The organism is Mesorhizobium sp. B2-5-7 (assembly GCF_006440875.1).
GTDB classification, from domain to species: domain Bacteria; phylum Pseudomonadota; class Alphaproteobacteria; order Rhizobiales; family Rhizobiaceae; genus Mesorhizobium; species Mesorhizobium australicum.
Genome location: NZ_VFUO01000005.1, coordinates 137,325 through 154,834, shown reverse-complemented (window position 1 = coordinate 154,834; position 17,510 = coordinate 137,325). Strand labels below are relative to the sequence as shown.

At 59.1% G+C, this 17,510-nt stretch carries 12 protein-coding genes; 6 read left to right on the top strand and 6 right to left on the bottom strand.

What is annotated here, in order from left to right; all coding sequences use genetic code 11:
- Positions 1–29 precede the first annotated feature (29 nt).
- The 3 genes from FJ543_RS21830 (at position 30) to FJ543_RS21820 (ending at position 2,782) form a co-directional block, all read left to right on the top strand.
- Positions 30–902, top strand: a complete 873-nt coding sequence (locus FJ543_RS21830; RefSeq protein WP_140793005.1) for a glycosyltransferase — start codon at positions 30–32, stop codon at positions 900–902.
- 15 nt (positions 903–917) lie between these two features.
- Entirely contained in the window at positions 918–2,231 is a 1,314-nt protein-coding gene (locus FJ543_RS21825) for a polysaccharide biosynthesis/export family protein (RefSeq protein ID WP_140877044.1), read from the top strand.
- A 314-nt stretch (positions 2,232–2,545) separates the two neighbouring features.
- Complete coding sequence (locus tag FJ543_RS21820) at positions 2,546–2,782, top strand: hypothetical protein (RefSeq protein ID WP_140877042.1); 237 nt, start codon at positions 2,546–2,548, stop codon at positions 2,780–2,782.
- 15 nt (positions 2,783–2,797) lie between these two features.
- Here the strand turns inward: FJ543_RS21820 and FJ543_RS21815 are convergent, their stop codons facing one another.
- Both FJ543_RS21815 and FJ543_RS21810 read right to left on the bottom strand, forming a co-directional pair.
- Complete coding sequence (locus FJ543_RS21815) at positions 2,798–3,589, bottom strand: sugar transferase (protein WP_246678851.1); 792 nt, start codon at positions 3,587–3,589, stop codon at positions 2,798–2,800.
- Between the two features lie 127 nt (positions 3,590–3,716).
- Positions 3,717–5,597 carry a GNVR domain-containing protein gene (locus FJ543_RS21810; RefSeq protein ID WP_140877040.1) on the bottom strand — a complete coding sequence of 627 codons (1,881 nt, stop codon included), beginning with the start codon at positions 5,595–5,597 and terminating at the stop codon, positions 3,717–3,719.
- A 718-nt stretch (positions 5,598–6,315) separates the two neighbouring features.
- Between FJ543_RS21810 and FJ543_RS21805 the strand changes: the two genes are divergently transcribed.
- The 3 genes from FJ543_RS21805 to FJ543_RS21795 all read left to right on the top strand — a co-directional run bounded on the left by FJ543_RS21805 (position 6,316) and on the right by FJ543_RS21795 (position 11,584).
- Positions 6,316–7,836, top strand: a complete 1,521-nt coding sequence (locus FJ543_RS21805) for a phosphomannomutase/phosphoglucomutase (RefSeq protein WP_140877038.1) — start codon at positions 6,316–6,318, stop codon at positions 7,834–7,836.
- A gap of 13 nt (positions 7,837–7,849) precedes the next feature.
- A complete protein-coding gene (locus FJ543_RS21800) occupies positions 7,850–10,150 on the top strand; it encodes a mannose-1-phosphate guanylyltransferase/mannose-6-phosphate isomerase (RefSeq protein ID WP_140877036.1) in 2,301 nt (766 codons plus the stop codon).
- Positions 10,151–10,864: 714 nt separating this feature from the next.
- Positions 10,865–11,584: a Crp/Fnr family transcriptional regulator gene (locus tag FJ543_RS21795; RefSeq protein WP_140792991.1), complete on the top strand. Its 720-nt coding sequence runs from the start codon at positions 10,865–10,867 to the stop codon at positions 11,582–11,584.
- Between the two features lie 12 nt (positions 11,585–11,596).
- Here FJ543_RS21795 and FJ543_RS21790 read toward each other — a convergent pair whose 3' ends face one another.
- The 4 genes from FJ543_RS21790 to FJ543_RS31900 form a co-directional block, all read right to left on the bottom strand.
- A complete protein-coding gene (locus FJ543_RS21790; RefSeq protein ID WP_140877034.1) occupies positions 11,597–13,372 on the bottom strand; it encodes an SEL1-like repeat protein in 1,776 nt (591 codons plus the stop codon).
- Positions 13,373–14,779, bottom strand: coding sequence for an HlyD family type I secretion periplasmic adaptor subunit (locus FJ543_RS21785; protein WP_140877032.1), 1,407 nt, complete (start codon positions 14,777–14,779; stop codon positions 13,373–13,375).
- Positions 14,776–17,088 carry a peptidase domain-containing ABC transporter gene (locus FJ543_RS21780; protein ID WP_224682226.1) on the bottom strand — a complete coding sequence of 771 codons (2,313 nt, stop codon included), beginning with the start codon at positions 17,086–17,088 and terminating at the stop codon, positions 14,776–14,778. Before FJ543_RS21780 ends, FJ543_RS21785 begins: the two co-directional genes overlap by 4 nt.
- Positions 17,089–17,274: 186 nt before the next feature.
- A complete protein-coding gene (locus FJ543_RS31900) occupies positions 17,275–17,484 on the bottom strand; it encodes a hypothetical protein (RefSeq protein WP_224598478.1) in 210 nt (69 codons plus the stop codon).
- Positions 17,485–17,510: the final 26 nt, after the last annotated feature.

The window sequence follows — 17,510 nt, the reverse complement described above, 5'->3', positions numbered from 1 at the left end:
GGGTCAGGGAAGCGATGCCTGGAAGAAACATGAAACTTGCAGTAATTATCCCGACCCTCGGACGCAGCGAGCAAGTTGCTCGCCTGCTTGGATATTTAGGCGGCCAGACAAGACCTCCCGATGAAGTCATATTGTCGGCACCCGACGCCACACACATCGAACTGCCGGACGGCTGCCCGTTCCCGGTATCGAGTGTTTTCGGTCCGAAAGGATTGGCTGCCCAACGCAACACGGCTCTTGTGCCCGCATTGGGGCGTTTCGACATCATAACATTCTTCGACGACGATTTCGTTCCCTCCATTCGATACCTGGGGCAGGTCGAGGAGGCATTTGCTGGAAATGAGGGATGGGCGGTTGTGATGGGCAGGGTCGTCAGAGACGGCGCCACCAATGCCGGTCTTACCTGGGAGGATGCAGAAGCTGCGCTAAGGGAATCGGAAGGCCACACAGCAAATGGACCCTGCGTGGTCGACCATGTCGGTGCCTACGGATGCAACATGTCGTTCCGTTCCTCGCTGGTTGGCGATTTGCGCTTCGACGAGCGCCTCGTCCTCTATGGCTGGCAGGAAGACATCGACTTCACAAGTCAAATGAGAACCAGAGGTCGCGTCGTATGCGTGACGTCGATCACGGGTGTTCATCTTGGAATAAAAACGGGACGCGTCAGCGGAAAGCGGTTCGGCTACTCCCAGGTCGCCAATGCCGTCTACCTGGTAAGGAAAGGGACAGTTCCAGCCTCTTTCGCGCTTCCCCTTATGTTCAGGAATATTGCAGCCAACCTCGCAAAGAGCCTTTGGCCCGAGCCATATGTCGACCGAAGGGGTCGTCTCAGCGGGAACGCGCTCGCGATCCTGCATATCGCCATGGGGCGAATCGAACCCGAATACATCCTGAAGATCTGACGACGGGGGAAGACAATGCGCAAATTGCTTTCAACAGTGGCAGGGATTTCATTGGCGGCAGCTGCTGCCTGTCCGCTGCCGGCGTCAGCCGCGGAGTACCTGCTTGGGCCGCAGGACAAGGTCAGGCTCAAGGTTTACGAATGGCGCGCATCGCGTGACGTCATCTTCGAGTGGACGGCTCTCAATGACAGTTTCACTGTCGGTGCCGATGGGACGCTCTTCCTGCCATTTGTTGGGCAGATGCGCGCCGAGGGCTCCGCTCCCGGGGATCTCGCTCACGCCATAGGCGATCGGCTGATGCAGCACATGGGTCTCGGCCGCCAGCCGGATGTGGCCGTGGAGATTGCCCAATATAGGCCATTCTATATCATCGGCAACGTCAAGCAATCCGGAGAATTTCCCTACAGGCCCGGCCTGACGGTACTGCAGGCGCTCGGGGTCGCCGGCGGGTTGCCTATACGCGAGGACGATGTGTCTCGGCTTGGACGAGAGTTCATTACGGGCCAAGGCGATGTCGGGCTGCTGGCTTTGAACAATGTCAGCCTGCTCGCGCGCAAAGCGCGGTTGCTGTCAGAGCTGGCCGGCAGTGAAGACATCGCTTTCCCGAGCGAACTGAGGGACAGGGCTTCGAACGCAACCGTTGCGCTGGCAATGGACCAGGAACGCAAGATTTTCGTTATCCGCAAGGATGCACTGGCGACCCAACTGCGCTCACTGCGAGAACTCAAGGACTTCCTGCAACAGGAGCTGGCCTCGCTCGAGCAACAGCTGACTTTCCATGACAAACAGATCGAACTCATCCAAAAGGAGCTCGCGGGTGTCTCGAATCTCGTGCAGAAGGGCCTCGCGGTCGCACCGCGGGAACTCTCGCTGGAGGGGACCGTCGCCCAGATGCAGAGCGACAGATTGGCGGCCGAGACCTCGATGCTGCGTGTCAGGCAGGAGATGAGCAAGACGGACATCGAAATCCTCAACCTCAGCAATCAGCATTCCAGCGAGGTTGCCGAGGGCTTGCGCGAGACACAACAGCAGCTCAATGAGGTCACCAGCAAGTCCGACACCGCGGTGCAGTTGCTGCGCGAGACCCAGGTTGCAGTGCCCGCACTGCTGGCGCTAAGGCAAAATGCCGCGAGGGCCAAGCCGATCTTCACGATTGTGAGGCCGAAAGACAGCGGCACGGAAGAGTTTGCTGCCCAGGAGACAACCCTCGTCGAGCCGGGCGATACCGTGAAGGTCGAAATCCCGCTGCCGCAGTCGGGCTTAGATAGCTTGCCCGCAGCGGATACAAGCATCCAGGCGGAAACAACTGCTGTTGGAAGTACGAACTGACCGGATCCGGGTTGGGGCCAACCAGGGCCGTATCCTGGCTCGGCCGCTGATCGACCGGGCTGCCCTCTTGCTACAGGTGGCGTTGGACGGGCACAGCGGGTCGTGCATGGTCATGCTCGTGGCTATGACCCGAAAAATATGTCGCCCTACAAGTACCCGTTCGCGATCTCGAACAGCATTCCGACACACCGTCTCTAGCACTTGCCTTGCACTGCGAGGCCGCATATCAGTTGGCGCACGCGGGCTCTTGGCCCCTGACGGAACTCCCTGCCGCGGCAAGCCGACTGGTTCTGCTGGTGCCACTGGAGATATCGGTGCTCACAAGCATACTGGCCGTGTCGGTGGCAGGGATACTACTGGGTTTACGATTCAAGGCTGCGGCGCTGCTGGCAGCGACCGCGCTGCTGGTGATCGGGGCGGTCACCTGGAATAGCATGGGGCTGCCTGGCTATGTGACCGTTGGCAAATCTCTAATTCTGGTATTTGTTCTGGCTTGCGCCTACCTCGCAGGCTTGTATCTAGCGCACTGCTGGACTCGAAACGAAAAGTGATCGTCGCTCGACGCTTCAGGAGGCCCTGTCGACCCGCATGACCGCGACAATGGTCCTGAGCAGGATCACGACGTCGAGCCAGACCGACCAGTTCCGCACATATTGGCTGTCGAGCGCAACGCGGTTATCATAGTCCATGCTGCTTCTTCCACTCACCTGCCAAAGACCGGTGAGTCCCGGCCTGGTTGCGAGGTACTCCGCCTGATGCTCGCCATAACGCCTGAGTTCGTCCTTGACGATAGGTCTTGGGCCCACGCAACTCATGTCACCGCGCAGTATGTTGATGAGTTGGGGAAGCTCATCCAGGCTGGACTTGCGCAGCAGTCGCCCCAAGAGCGTAACGCGCGGATCGTTCCTGATCTTGTGGGTCTCTTCCCACTCTCTGCGTGCGTCGGGGTTGGCATCAAGATATGCACTCAGAACTTCGTCCGAATTGCGCACCATCGAGCGAAACTTATAGCAATCGAATGACCTTCCGCCGAAGCCTACGCGGCTATGCGAGAATATTGGCGGACCGCCGGCCGTAATCTTGATCAACAGACCTACGAGGATGATGACGGGCGCGGCGAAAACGAGCGCTGCGCCGGCGATGACCAGATCCATGATCCGTTTGAGGACGCCTCCGATCGGAGGGTTCGTCGCTCCAGTGATGACATCCGACAGGTCATTCAACACGGTCCCGGCGCCGGCGTAGTCACGCGCAGAAACAACATGCAGGACCGCCCTGCTCTCGACCGCCGCCGGCACAGCGGGCTGGCCCCAAAGCGCCCCCCCCTGGTGCGACTGCTTCTCGAAGGCGTTTGTCATGTGACGGTCGCTGTTTCTCGTTGTTCAACTTCCACAGTCTTCCAAGGACGGAACTTGCCGGCAAGAAATGCAAAGGAGGTAGCGCGATACTCCAACGGCTACCCCCTAATCCTCACGTATGATTGCCCTACACGCTTTGCCGACTTCCGAAAGCGCTGCGCTTGGCCGCAATCCGACGGTGCTTGGACGTCATTGCCCGCGCCTTCGTGAGAAGCACGCCAAGTATCGGCGTCCTGGAGGCCTGCAGCGTCCTCACAAGCTCCCGCAACGTGTCGACGTGCGTCCTTCCCCACTCCGCAACGACCACGACACCATCGAGCACGGATCCAACGATCAGGTCATCCGCCCCGGATTCGAGCGTTGGCAGGTCAACGATGACCATATCATAAGCGGCCAGTTCGTCGGCTGTCGGATCCTCAGCACTGACTTGAGACAGGAAAGCCTGCATGTTTCTTGGCACGAGCAGGCTTTTTGCATCCACCACGGAACTTGAAAGAACGTCGAACCGCCGCCCCAGGGCGCGAATGACATTGTGTTGAAAACCATCCTGGCACTCTTTGCCCTGGACGTTCGAGCGCCCAAGCAGTTGAGTGGTGATCGTCGATCTCCGGACATCGGCGTCGATCACCAATGTCTTTAGGCCGGACATAGAATACAGGGTCGCGAGATTGCTGACGACGGAACTCTTCTGACTGTTGTTCGACACTGCAGTCAGGCCAAGGAATTTCACCGGATGGTTCGTCTCCGCCAAGCTGATTTCGGTTCGCACTTTCCTCAGACTCTGGCTGTATCGCGACCACGGATGCCTAGTCACCTCGTCGACGTTTCCGAATTCCCTGCGCTTGCTGGTGGGCGCCAATTCTCCTACGCACTCTATTTCCAGGTTATCGCGGATTTGACGTGGCGAGCGTATGGTCCAGTCGAATGAATGCCGCGCGAAGGAAAGGCCAATGCCGAGAATGAGCCCTGCGACGCCGGCGAAGGCCAACACCAGCTTCGGTTTTGGAGCGCTTGGAAGAAGCGGTGGTGTCGCGGCCGTGATTACTCTTGCATCGGCGACGGGATAGGATTGCTGGCTTACTGAATTGGTATAAGCCTGCAGAAAGCTCTCATACATTTTTCGGTAGGTGTCGGCGGTCACCTCGAGTTCTTCGAGAGTAGGTTCAGAATTGACGCCGTCACCGGCACTTGAATCAGCGCCTACGCTATAATCGTGTCGAGAGCGGAATGCCTGTGCCCTGGCCATTGCCTCGTTCATCTGGGTGCGCAGTTGCTGAAGGCGTTTTTCCAACCATGCCCCACCTTCTCTTGCCGACTCGGCCTTGGTGTCGATCTGCTCATGCACGAAGGCGTCGGCCGTTGCATTCGCAATCTTGGCGGCGCCCTCGGGATCCGCGGAGGTGAAGGATATGTCTATCGCGTAGGAGACACCCACCCTTCGCACATCGAGGCCATTGAGGAAAATCAGCATGCTGAGACGTGACTTCTGGTAGTCGGTCAGCTTCGCGACCGACTCCGGAGCGCCTAAACCGATATGCCCCCAGAGCGCGTTCAGCCAGATGCTTTTCTCAAGCCCCACAGCCTGGACCATTATATCTTTGATTTTCCTAAATCTCTCCTGCAATATCGGTGTCTCGGGGCGATTGAAACTTGCATCCTCAATCAGTTTCAACCGACCGATGACCATGGAAGCAATCTTCTCGGATTGCAGTACAGCGATTTGACTTTCTATTTGTGCGGTGTCCAACGAGAGATTTATTTCGCCACCCTCCTGCAGATGTTGGGGCAGCTTCGGTTCAATCAATATCTTCGCGCTGGCTGTAAAAACCGGATCGGTGGTCGAATTGTAAAACCATGCGACCAGGAGTGCCGCGGCAAGGCAGGCCGACATTGTTCCGACATAATATCTCAGAAACTCGGTTATGTCCGAGAGGCCGATGAATTCTTGTCCGGCATTGGCCTGATGATTGGTTGCCAAGGGCCATTGGCTGGCGAACAAACGGTTCATTCAACGTCTCCGGCGGGCATGAAGGAGAATCCTTCGTGCACGCCGCCCGACACAAGAGCTTCATGGCGTCCGCCCGATGTTCTCATAAGAGCCGAGGCCCCGCGATCCCAAGCTTTGCAAGAAAGACTACGCCGACGCGGGGGAAGGTAAACGCCACCAATTGGCGTAGACCTACGCCCTGTGGGAGTGAAGAATGCGCGGCAGACCGGCCCTTATCGTGGCTAGAAATGACTTCTGCCGTTCCAGCAGCAACTGTCGTGCTCCGTTGGCTGCAAGGTCCCGGGCGAGAATATCCAGCTTAGCTGACAGGCGTTCGCTCTTATCCCCGTTTTCCGTTGCCTCCAGGGAAAACGCCGCACAATCTGTCATGTGTTTCCAGGCCCCGCGAAGTCGCTCCGATTCTCTTTCGATTTCTGGCTGAATGCCGTCGAGCGCACGTGCCAAGGCTCGGAAACGCCTATGATCGACGTTCTTCCGAAAAAGGAAACTGAATGGTGTCAGCGGCACTACACAGCCACATTGAGGTTAGCGCCCGACGCGGGCCTACTTCCCACGATACTCAACCGCCATGCCCAGACGAGACATCCTTTCGATCATCGATGGGCTCCACCTATTGGATGAGGCGGCACGAAGCGTGGGGTAGCGCTACCCGAATTCATGAAGCGGCCGTGGCTCGCCGAGATGCTAGGAATGTTGGCGCAATTTCGGAGCGAAAGTCGTGACCCTAAACATAGTCGGCCAAGCCAAGCCAAACACATTCGCGTTCGAGAACAATGCTCTCATCAAAGCCACTGGCTTCCGCGAGTATGATGCGCGCTGGTGGTTTGGGCATCCGGGCTCTGAGAAAGAGCCCGAACTCAATTTGATGGGCGCCCAAGCGCTGGGCATGGGTCTGGGTACTCTGATCCGCCGGATGGGCGTGGGCCCTGAGATCATTACCGGCCATGACTTTCGCAGCTATTCGATGTCCATAAAGATTGCGTTGGTGTCAGGGCTGATGGCGGCTGGCGCACGTGTCAAGGACATCGGCCTTGCGCTTTCCCCGACCGCCTATTTCGCGCAGTTCGCACTCAACGCTCCGTCTGTTGCCATGGTAACGGCCTCCCACAATGAGAACGGCTGGACCGGAGTGAAGATGGGCGCGCAGAGGCCTCTTACATTCGGGCCTGACCAGATGACAGCGCTCAAGGCGCTCGTGCTGAACGGCGACTTCGATCTGGTGGGTGGCGGCGGCTACGAATTCGTTTCCGACTTTCGCGAGAGATACATCGAAGACTTGACTACCGGAAGGAACGTTCGACGCAGGCCGCGTGTCGTCGTTGCCTGCGGTAATGGGACGGCGGGCGCATTTGCCCCCCAGGTGCTGGAGACCATCGGCTGTGAGGTGATCCCCCTTGACGTGGAGCTCGATCACACCTTTCCGCGCTACAATCCTAACCCCGAAGATATGCAAATGCTGCATGCGATCCGGGACAAGGTTTTGGAAACCGGTGCCGATTTGGGTGTCGGCTTCGACGGCGACGGCGACCGCTGCGGCGTGGTGGATAATGAAGGCTCCGAGATCTTCGCGGACAAGGTCGGCGTCATGCTGGCGCGAGATATTTCCAGCCTCTATTCGCAATCCACCTTTGTCGTAGACGTGAAATCAACCGGACTTTTCATGACCGATCCCGTTCTCGCGCAAAACGGTGCACGGACGGACTATTGGAAAACGGGGCATTCCTATATCAAGCGACGGGTTGCCGAGCTTAACGCAATCGCCGGCTTCGAGAAGTCGGGGCACTTCTTCTTCAACCCGCCGATCGGGCGTGGCTATGACGACGGCCTCATAACGGCGATCACCGTCTGCGAGATGCTCGACCGCAATCCGGGAAGGACGCTGGCCGACCTCTATCGCGCCCTGCCCGTAACCTTTGGCACGCCAACAATGTCGCCTCACTGTCCCGACGAAGTCAAATACGGCGTTGTCGACAAGGTCGTCGGCGACTTCATGAAGATGAAGGGGGACGGGACGGTGTTCGCGGGTCAGCCGCTGGCTGATCTGGTTACCGTCAATGGGGTGCGTGTCGTGGCTCAAGACGGCACCTGGGGTCTGGTCAGAGCTTCGTCGAACAAGCCCGAAATTGTCGTCGTCGTCGAAAGCCCCGTCTCGTCGGAGCGCCGTCGCCAGATGTTCGAGGCGATCGACGCCGTCCTGCGCCGCAATCCAGAGGTCGGGGCCTACAACCAGACATTCTGAGAGGAGCTGAAGCATGGCACACCGCATCGTAAGTTTTGTGATGAGCGGAGGAGTCGGGTCCCGGCTATGGCCGCTCTCGCGCGAAGACAATCCCAAGCAGTTCCACGATCTCTCGGGGGACGGTTCCATGCTGGCGAAGACGGTTCGGCGCCTGAAGGCGTGGCCGCACAGCGAAACGCCGATCTATCTGATAGCATCCGAACGTCATGCCGAACGGGTCATCTCGGACATAACTCCGCTTGGGCTGAACGGCGGAAAGCCGATTTTCGAACCCCTGGGCCGCAATACCGCGGCAGCTGTCGCTATTGCGACACTGCAGACGATTTCGAAGCACGGCAAGGACGCGCTTGTGCTCGTGGTCCCCTCCGACCACGAGATATCGACCGAGACGCAGTTCTGGGAGACCGTTGAAGCGGGCATGCCTGCCGCCGACTCGGGAAGCATCGTCGTGTTCGGCATCAAGCCCACTCATCCAGAGACGGGATATGGATACATTGAGGTTGCGGCCAATGGTGACGGCGCGGCCGCGGTTTCACGGTTTGTCGAAAAGCCGAACATCGAGACGGCGCAAAAGTATTTATCGTCGGGAAGGTTCTACTGGAATGCGGGCATCTTCCTGTTTCGTGCCGACACAATGCAGAGAGCTTTAATCGAATTTCAGCCGGAGATATGGGAAACGGCGGAACGCGCCTTCAAGACGGCCAAGGTGGATGTCTCGGGTCTTTACCTGCCACAAGGCTTCTACTCGGCGGTCCCCTCCACATCGATCGACTATGCGGTCATGGAACATGGGCAGGGCATCGCGATGGTGACGGCGTCCTTCCGCTGGAACGACCTTGGATCGTGGCAATCATTGCTGGAGGCGAGCCCCGTGGACGGCAATGGCAACGTGGTAATGGGCGATGTTGTCGCCATGGACTGCGACAGTTCCTACCTCAGAAGCCACGGTCGGCTGCTCACCGTTATAGGGATGAAGGATGTGGCGGTGGTCGCAACGCCGGACGCAATATTCGTCGCCCCGGTCAGCCATAGCCAGAATGTGAAGAAGGTCGTCGAGCAACTCGAGAAGAGTGGGCGTCTCGAGACGAAATTCACGGCGTCGGAAGACCGGGTCATTGTCAGCGGGTCATGGCGCAAGCGCGTCGAGCACTGGCTCTTCAACGAGACCCTTCCGCTTTGGTCAAACGCAGGGGTCGACAATGTGCATGGCGGCTTCCACGAAGCGCTTCGTTTCGATGCGACGCCATTAAGCAAACCCAAGCGGATGCGGACGATGGCTCGCCAGATCTATGCTTTTGCGGTGGCCAAGGAACGTGGCTGGACCGGGGACGCCGACAAGCTCATCGATCACGGAATCGACTTCATCTCAAAATACGGCCGCACCGATCGCGGAGGGTGGGTACGCACCCTCAATCCGAATGGAAGCGTGGCGGACCCCGTGGAGGACGCCTATGATCACTCCTGCGTGCTCCTCGCACTTGCCCATGCCTATCGATGCGGCCACAAGGCTGGCCTTCAGCTTGCACAGGAGACATTTCAGTTCATCGACTCTCACCTCGAGGATGGCAGCCTGAATGGCTTCCTTGAGACACCTGGCTGGAATGGGGTTCGGTCCTCGAACCCACACATGCACATGCTTGAAGCTTTCCTTGCTTGGTATGCCGTAACCGGCGATCGCGTATATCTGCGTCGAGCGGCTCGCGTCATCGATCTCTTCCGCAGCCATTTCTTCGATCAGGAAAGTTGGACGCTCGGCGAGTATTTCGATGCGGACTGGCTGCCGTTGCCCGGAGACCAGGGGCAGTGGACCGAACCGGGGCACCATTTCGAATGGGCCTCTCTGCTCGTCGACTTCGCGCGGGCAAGCGGGCAGAAAGATCTGGCTGCTTATGCGAGGAAACTCTATTCGTCGGCGGTCGCCAGCGGGCTGAATCGAGCCACAGGGTTGGCGTATGCGGCCGTTTCGCGACAAGGGCTGCCTCTCGACAGGCTCTCGCGTAGCTGGCCGCAATGCGAAGCGATCAAGGCGGCGATCGCGTTGGATGGCATCGGCGGGCCCGATCTGAAACCAGAGATCGAAGCTCGTGTCGCGCGCCTTTTCAGATGGCATATCGATCCCGCACCGCTTGGCCTGTGGATGGACAGGATCGACGAGCGCGGCCGATCGCTGGCGACGGAGGTTCCTGCCAGCATCTTCTACCATTTGGTGACAGCGTTAATGCAATATCTCGACAAGACCGAGGGGCAGGTGGAGGCGTTCCCCGTACCGTCTCTCAAAGACGACAGCGCTGTCGCGAAGCAGAGTTATGGCTAAAGAAAGCGATCGCTCATCGCAAAGGGACGGATCTTCTCCAAACAGAATGTTTTCTCGCCATTCGTCCCTGTGACGCCTTGGACGCCAGCTACCGCTAATTCGGTATCTTCTTGTCTCTGTGTCACCACAGCAAAGTGCGATATCGTGGAAGTCACGCCAAAACGAGAGGATCGACCTGCCTCTCGATCTGAGGCTGCGTAAAGTTGTCAAGACGTGGGAATTAGAAACCGTTGTCCGTACAGTTGAAGGCGACGATGGCAAAAAAGAAATCGCGGCACAGGCGCAGTGGTGATCTTCTGAAGCTGCTTGCAACAAGGCCTCGGGCCGTTGCGCTTGCCGCGCTTCATGTGAGTGAATCGGTCCTCCTGGAACTCGAAGCATCGGAGTTGTTGTCTCCGTCTGAGATCAGGGGACTGCTGAGGGATGCGTCGCTGACGTTGCGCAACGCCGCCGACCAGGCAGATAATCGGAGCTGTCTCGTTGCCAGCGAAATAGTTGAGTCAATGAGAGAGAATTTTAAGAGAAGTAAGTCATAGATGACGCCAGCTCTAAGCGGCGTCAATCGAGCCCTAGCGTGTTGCGAGCCAGATTTCGATACGACATTGACTTCGCGACCTTTCTTTGCCGGGATCCAAAGAGGCGCCCATCACATGAATTTTTATATACATGGTGAAGTTCAGGAAGGTACACATGGAGTTGGCGTAGGGGGTAGGGATGGCGAATGCTTCACGTTCTTTTTCGAGAGGAGATGAGCACCGTTCGACATACGTTGGACTTAGCGATGACGACGCCGCTCTGATCAAGACTCTCGGGTTCACCGCAAAGCGATATCCAGCCGACGCGGTGATCTTCAGCCAAAGTGACAACAAGGATCGTATTTACGTCGTCGAGTCGGGTTGGGGATGCATTTCCCATGAGCTTCCGGATGGCCAGCGACAAATTCTCGATTTTGCCCTGACAGGCGATGTCGTTCTGCCTCAATCACATGGGAGCGGCTCTATTGAGACGTTCGTAGCTCGAACTGAACTTTCGTTGCTTGTGGCACCCACCAAGACTTTGACGCTTGCTGCTATGAAATCGCCTCAACTCTTCTCGTTCATTGTTGGGGCTTTCGTACGCAACGGCGCGGTGATGGCCCAGCACCTCGCCAACATAGGACGACGCAACGCATTGGAGCGAACAGCACATTTGCTGCTCGAACTGACAGCGCGCCTGCAACGAGTAGGCGCGGTTGACCGCAACGGCTTCGACTGCCCGCTCACCCAATACGATCTCGCGGACGCCCTTGGTCTTACTCCGATCCATGTCAATCGAATGCTGCGGGAACTTCGCGAGCGGAAGTTTCTCGAATTCCGCCAGGGCCATGTCCGCGTGCTCGATTCTCCGGGCCTGACGAAGTTCGCCGGATTCGACGGCGAATACATCAGGAGCTGAGCACCAGGCGCCTCAGCCCCTTGGGATCCTTGCATTTGAGGGACCTGAAGCTTCGCGTCTCTCTCGAAGAACAGCAAGCTCATCGGCCGCTTTATCAATGCCCTGAGAGGCGGCTCGCTCGAGCCAGATCCGGCCGGCAACTGGCTCGTACTCACCGGCAACACCTTGGGAAAGGTAGCGGCCCAGCATGAGTTGGGCGTGTCCATGCCCTCGCTCAGCGGCGGCTGCGAACCATTTCTGCGCCGCCTTCCGATCCGGAGTAAGCCCCTGCCCGCTCTCGTATAGAGCCCCGATTGCAAACATCGCGCCAACATGGCCGGTGGCGGCAGCCTGCTTGAATAGATGCGCCGCGGCGCGCGCCGAGCGCTCTCCTCCACGCCCATTGTAGAGCATTTCGGCCAAAGCCACCTGCGCGTCCACCATGCCAGCATTGGCCGCTCGGTCAAACCAAAGCCTGGCCTGCATCTGGTCAGCTGGCACACCGCGTCCATTCTGAAGCATGCGCGCATACATATACTGCGCCTGCGCCATGCCTTCGGCTGCGCGCCTCATCCACTTCGCCGCCAGTTCCTGGTTTTTGCTCACTCCGACCCCTTCGGCAAAACAAAGCCCGAGATTGAAGGCCGCGACTGCGTCTCCTGACGAAGCAGTCGCTTCGAACCACTCCGCGACATCGAGACCATCAGTAGGGTCGCCGGCGCCTTCCAGGATAAGGTTCGCAAGGTCGACCTGGGATTCTCGATTGCCACCATTAGCGGCGCCGCGCAGCCAGCGCGTTCCTTCCTCGGCGTCCTGAGCTACACCGTTCCCGGAAAGATACAGCGATGCCAAGGCACGAGCGGCTACTGGATGACCTGCCTCCGCAGCGCGCCGGTACCACGTCGCGGCTTCCGCATAATCCGGTTGAGGGCGCTTCACATACCGTTCGCCTATACGATAGGCGGCGTCGAGGTTTCCGGCCACTGCGGCGCGACGCATCCACGCCTCGCCTGCTGCGGGGTCCTGACGTGACAAGCTGCCCTCGATGAGAGAAAGCCCCAGCCTGAATTGGGCCGAAGCGAGGCCCTTTTCCGCAGCCAGCTGATAAAGCTCAGCAGCCGCCTCGCGATCGACGGGCACCCCCATTCCGTGCTCGGTGAGGACCGCAAGAAGGTAGATCGCTGTCGGCAGACCTGCATCGGCCGCACGCCGCATCGCTTCGGCAATCCTAGTCCTGTGCTCCGGTTGCTTGCGACGGGCAAGTGACAGGGCGAGGCCAAGGCATCCTTCCGGACAACCGGCCGCCGCGGACTTCTCGTACAAGCCATGAGCGGCATTGAGGTTGCGCATCGGCATTGGGCCCTTGCTTAGAATATAGCCGAGTATGGCCTGCCCTGTTGCGGAGCCAGCCTCGGCAGCTTTTTGGGCGAACGGAAGCGCTGCCTCGAAATCCGGCTTTCGTGAAGACGGCGACTTGAACAGGCTTTCTGAACTGCTGGTTCCTGTGTTGTCCTCGTGTTCGGCCAGCCCAGTGCTGTAAAGCGCGGCAAGGAGTGCCTGCGCATCGGGGTTACCATGGTCAGCAGCCCGCCGTAGCCAGCGCGTCCCTTCCAATCGGCTTGGCGGTACGCCCGACCCCTCAAGATAGCAGCGCGCGACGCGGCATTCCGCTTCTGGAACCCCGGCACGAGCAGCGGTGGCTATAAGCGGAAACGCTTCGGCAGCTTTGCCTTGTTCAGTAAGCTGAGCTGCCCTGCGCAGCGCCAGCGCCGGGTGGATACGTCCGGCCAACCGATCCATCAACGCCATTTATGGCTCCCGCATTGCTTCCTGACCGATCGGCAGCATCGTGCCGAGGATGTATCTGAGCACCGTGCGGCGGCCTACCTTCACATCAGCTGTGACCGGCATGCCGGGGCTGACCGCGAAGCCGGCGGGCACGCCATGAAGGGCGACGTCGTCGATGGAAATTCTCGTGCGGTAGAACTGGTCGGCATCCGAGGGCAGCATGGCCAACGAGCTATTCGGGTCACGCACCTGATCCCTGGCAGAGAAGGAATCCGGGCTGACCGAGCGTACCGTACCGTGAGCCAGGCCATATTGCGAATAGGGGAACGTATCGAATTTGATTGCTACGGGATCGCCGACGTGAACAAAGCCGCTGCTGCGGCCGATGATATTCGTCTCCACCTCAAGCACCGCGTCAGCCGGGACCAGGGTGATCAACCGCTCTCCGGACTGCAGAACCGAACCCACGGAAACTTTAGCCACAGATTGAACGGTAGCGTCGGCCTCGCTCCTGAGCTCGACCAACTGTTTGCGCAGCTTGGCCTTGTTGAGAAGCTCGCGGGCGTCGGATATGCGCGAATTGGCCTCCGACAGGCTCTGCGAAACGTCTGCGCGCCAACTCTGGACAAAGCCGTCACGCTCGGCCGCAACCCCAGCCTGCTGGCGCTTAGCAGCCTCGGATGTCTGCTCGGCGTTGGTGAGAGCTCGCGACATTTCAGCTGTGTTGTCCTCGGCAAGAAGCGTATTGAGACGGCTTCCGACCTGTCTCACTTCGAGTTTTTTGCGCATTTGCTCGATCGACCCCGCGACGGCCAATCGCTGCCGATAGCCATCGGCATCGGACTGGGAGCGGGAGATGACCGAACTGAGTTGGTCACCCTGTCGATCGAAGCTCTCCAGCTTGGCGTCATAGACCGCCTTGCGACGATCGAAGATCGAGGCCTGCAGTGTCCAACTCGGATCCAGGCCGTCATAGGTGAATGAGTTTCCGTCGGCCTCGGCCTTCAGGCGAGCCACCTCGGCTTCGAGGGTCGTGACTTGGGCGGCCAATGCGGTGAGATCGGCCGAGGCAAAAGTGGCGTCGAGTCGGGCAAGCACCTGGCCGGCCTTGACCTGCTGTCCTTCGCGTACCTCGATAGAGCGGACGATGGCTGTCTCGAGCGGCTGGACGACGATGTTTGGCGATTGTGCCACCACCAGGCCCCTCGTCGTGACCACCTGGTCAACCGGTATCAGAGCTGCGAGCATTATCAGCGCGACGACCAGGCTAAATACGACCCAGACGATGCTACGAGCCACTCGCGGAACCGGCGTGTTTTCGACGGCTGTCGATGGCCATTGGAATTCGAGAATGACCGGCGCCGTCGGATCGCTGGCCTTTGCCCGACGACGGCGAGCAGCAATTGGCGCATAGGGGGTGACGCTCATGGCCGGCTCACATCAACGGAGGGCACAGCCGCCAATCGGCCACGCCGGCCTTCCAGGTGCCGGTTCTGCTGAAGCCAAAGCTGGCGGTAAACGCCACACCGCTCCAGTAGGACGGAATGCGGCGCGACATCGAGAACCTTGCCCTGATCCACCACGAGGATCTGATCGCACTCCGTCAGCGATGCCAGCCGGTGCGAGACGATGATCATCGTTCGGCCGCTGGCGATACGCATGAGGTTGTCGCTGACCACCGCTTCACTCTCGGGATCGAGCGCGCTTGTCGCTTCGTCCAGTATCAGGATGGTCGGGTTGTGAATGAGCGCGCGGGCTATTGCCAATCGCTGCCGTTGCCCGCCCGACAGATTGGGTGAGCCTTCCTCAATGTAGGTATCATAGCCATTCGGCATGCGTTCGATGAACTCAGCCGCGCCGGCGAGGTGAGCAGCACGCATGGCATCCGAAAGCGTCAAGCCCTGACGTCCCGCGATGATGTTGTCCCTTATCGAACCGCGGAAAAGGAAATTATCCTGAAGGACAACACCTAGGCCCTGGCGGAGGTGGCGCAGGTTAATTTCCTTGAGGTCGATCCCGTCGAGCTTGAGGAACCCGCTGTAGTCGCGGTTGATGCCTTGCAGAAGACGCGCGATGGTCGATTTTCCGGACCCGCTGCGCCCGACGATGCCGAACATCGAGCCAGACGGAATGTCGAAGCTGACCCGGTCGAGCGCCGGCGTCTTGGTACCCATGTAAGTGAAGGTCAGGTCGCTAAACTTGATTTCGCCGACAAGTTTTGGCCTCAGGCCCGCGGAATTTGAACTGCTTTCTAATGGACGGTTGAGAACTGACGCCGCCTCACCGATGGCCGCGCCGACTTCTTCGTAGTCCTCTACCAGACGTGCCAGGCCGACAAGGGGCTGCGCGACGCGTTGGGCGATCATCATGAATGCAAACAGGCTGCCGACCATGTAGCCAGTGCTGTCGCTCATGGCCAGATACGCCCCCATCAGCATGGTGCCCAACACCATCGCGCGCTCAACTGGCGTTACGAGGGTTTGCGGCCAATTGGCGAGTTGCCCAAAAGCCAGGCGCGCCTTACCCGCGTCCGCCACCCGTTCGTCCCAAAGTGCCTTGCGTTGCGGCTCGAGACCAAGCGCCTTGACCGTCTTGATCCCGGCGACGGTCTCGCCGAGCGCCGCCGACTTCCAGGTCTCGGCATTCACCACGCGTTGGTAGCTGGCCCGCAGCGGCGCAAGGAAAGCAAGGATGATCAGCATGATCAAGACGGCGCAGCCGAGCACCATCCAGGCGAGTGTTGCGTTGATATAGAACATGACCGGGATGAGCACGCACAGCGTCATCAGATCCAGGAAGGTGCTGAGCAATTTGCCTGTGAGGAATTCGCGGATGCGGTAGACCTGTGCCAGATGGTACATTGTCTCGCCCGCTGGATGGCGCTCGAAATAGTCAAGCGGCAGGCGCAACAGCCGACCGAAGACGTGCAAGTTCAGCTTGGTGTCCAAGCGAGCGCCGACCACGTTGATGATCAGGCGGCGCGCGTGGCCGAGCAGGGTCTCGTAGGCGAAAACGACGACTATCACTGCACTCAGCAATGCCAGAGTCGAGATGCTGTTGAACTGCAGCACCTTGTTGACCACAGTCATGACGATAAGGGGCGGCAGAATTGTCAGGATGCTGAGTGTGAACGAAGCGATGCCGATGTCGCGCAGCGGCACAGCCTCGAGCCGCACAAGATCTACGAGCCAGCGAAAGGTGAACGGCGCGTCGGCGGCGACGAAGGATCGTTGAGGACGCAGCAGCACCGCCTCACCCGACCAGACCCGCGACAACCTCAGCTCGTCGATCGCGATCGCTTGGGCATCATCCGGCGCATCTACGCTCTTCAAGAAGATGAGATTGCGTTCGGCGCTAGCTCCAGTAAGCAGGCCAGCGCGGCCATCGCTGAACAGCAGAACCACCGGTCCGGTTTGTTCGAAGCGCAGAAGATGCGACCAGCGGACGCGAACCGCGCGCGACCACATCCCGCCGTTCTGCGCCCATTGAGAGAGATCCGCAGCGGTCGGAGTGGTGCCTACGCTTGCGGCCCTGAATTCGTTGGGGTCCAGCTCGACACCGTGGTAACGTGCGACCTTGATCATAGCCCTTAGGCGCGGTGCGACCTGACCGAATTCGGCAGGCCCGCCTGGACTCCGTTGCGCTTTGCCCTCTCCCGGATGCTTGCCGGCCGCATTCGCTTGCGCGTCATGATGGTTCGGGCTCGGTTTGGGGCCTTGACTGAGTTGTACGCTCACAGTGCACTGCTCCCGCGAACCAGCCTCAAGAGTTCGAAGAGGCTCGCTACGTCTTGTCGCAATGGAAGTTGGCGAGACCGTTCGCATCTCCAACAGGCATACGAGATGAGACAATTGCCGGCGCTGGAAGCGCGCAGGCGCGGACCCCGCCTTCCAGCAGGGTCCGCGTCCACTGTTTTCAACCGCTTAGTCATGCGGCTTCAGAATATTGCTCAGTGTCTTTTTCAGTGTGTCGTCGGTTTGAGCATACCCCGAGCTCTGCTTGTCCGATGTCAGGTCCAAGGTCGAACCGAACGGCTTGTTCTGGGTCTGACCAAAGCCTGCGACAGAAGTGAGCAGGTTCAGGAGGTCCACTGCCACCGAAACAATGGCGAGGCTGATGAGCTGCCTGAACAAGTCCTGGCTGTCAGCGGAACTACTGG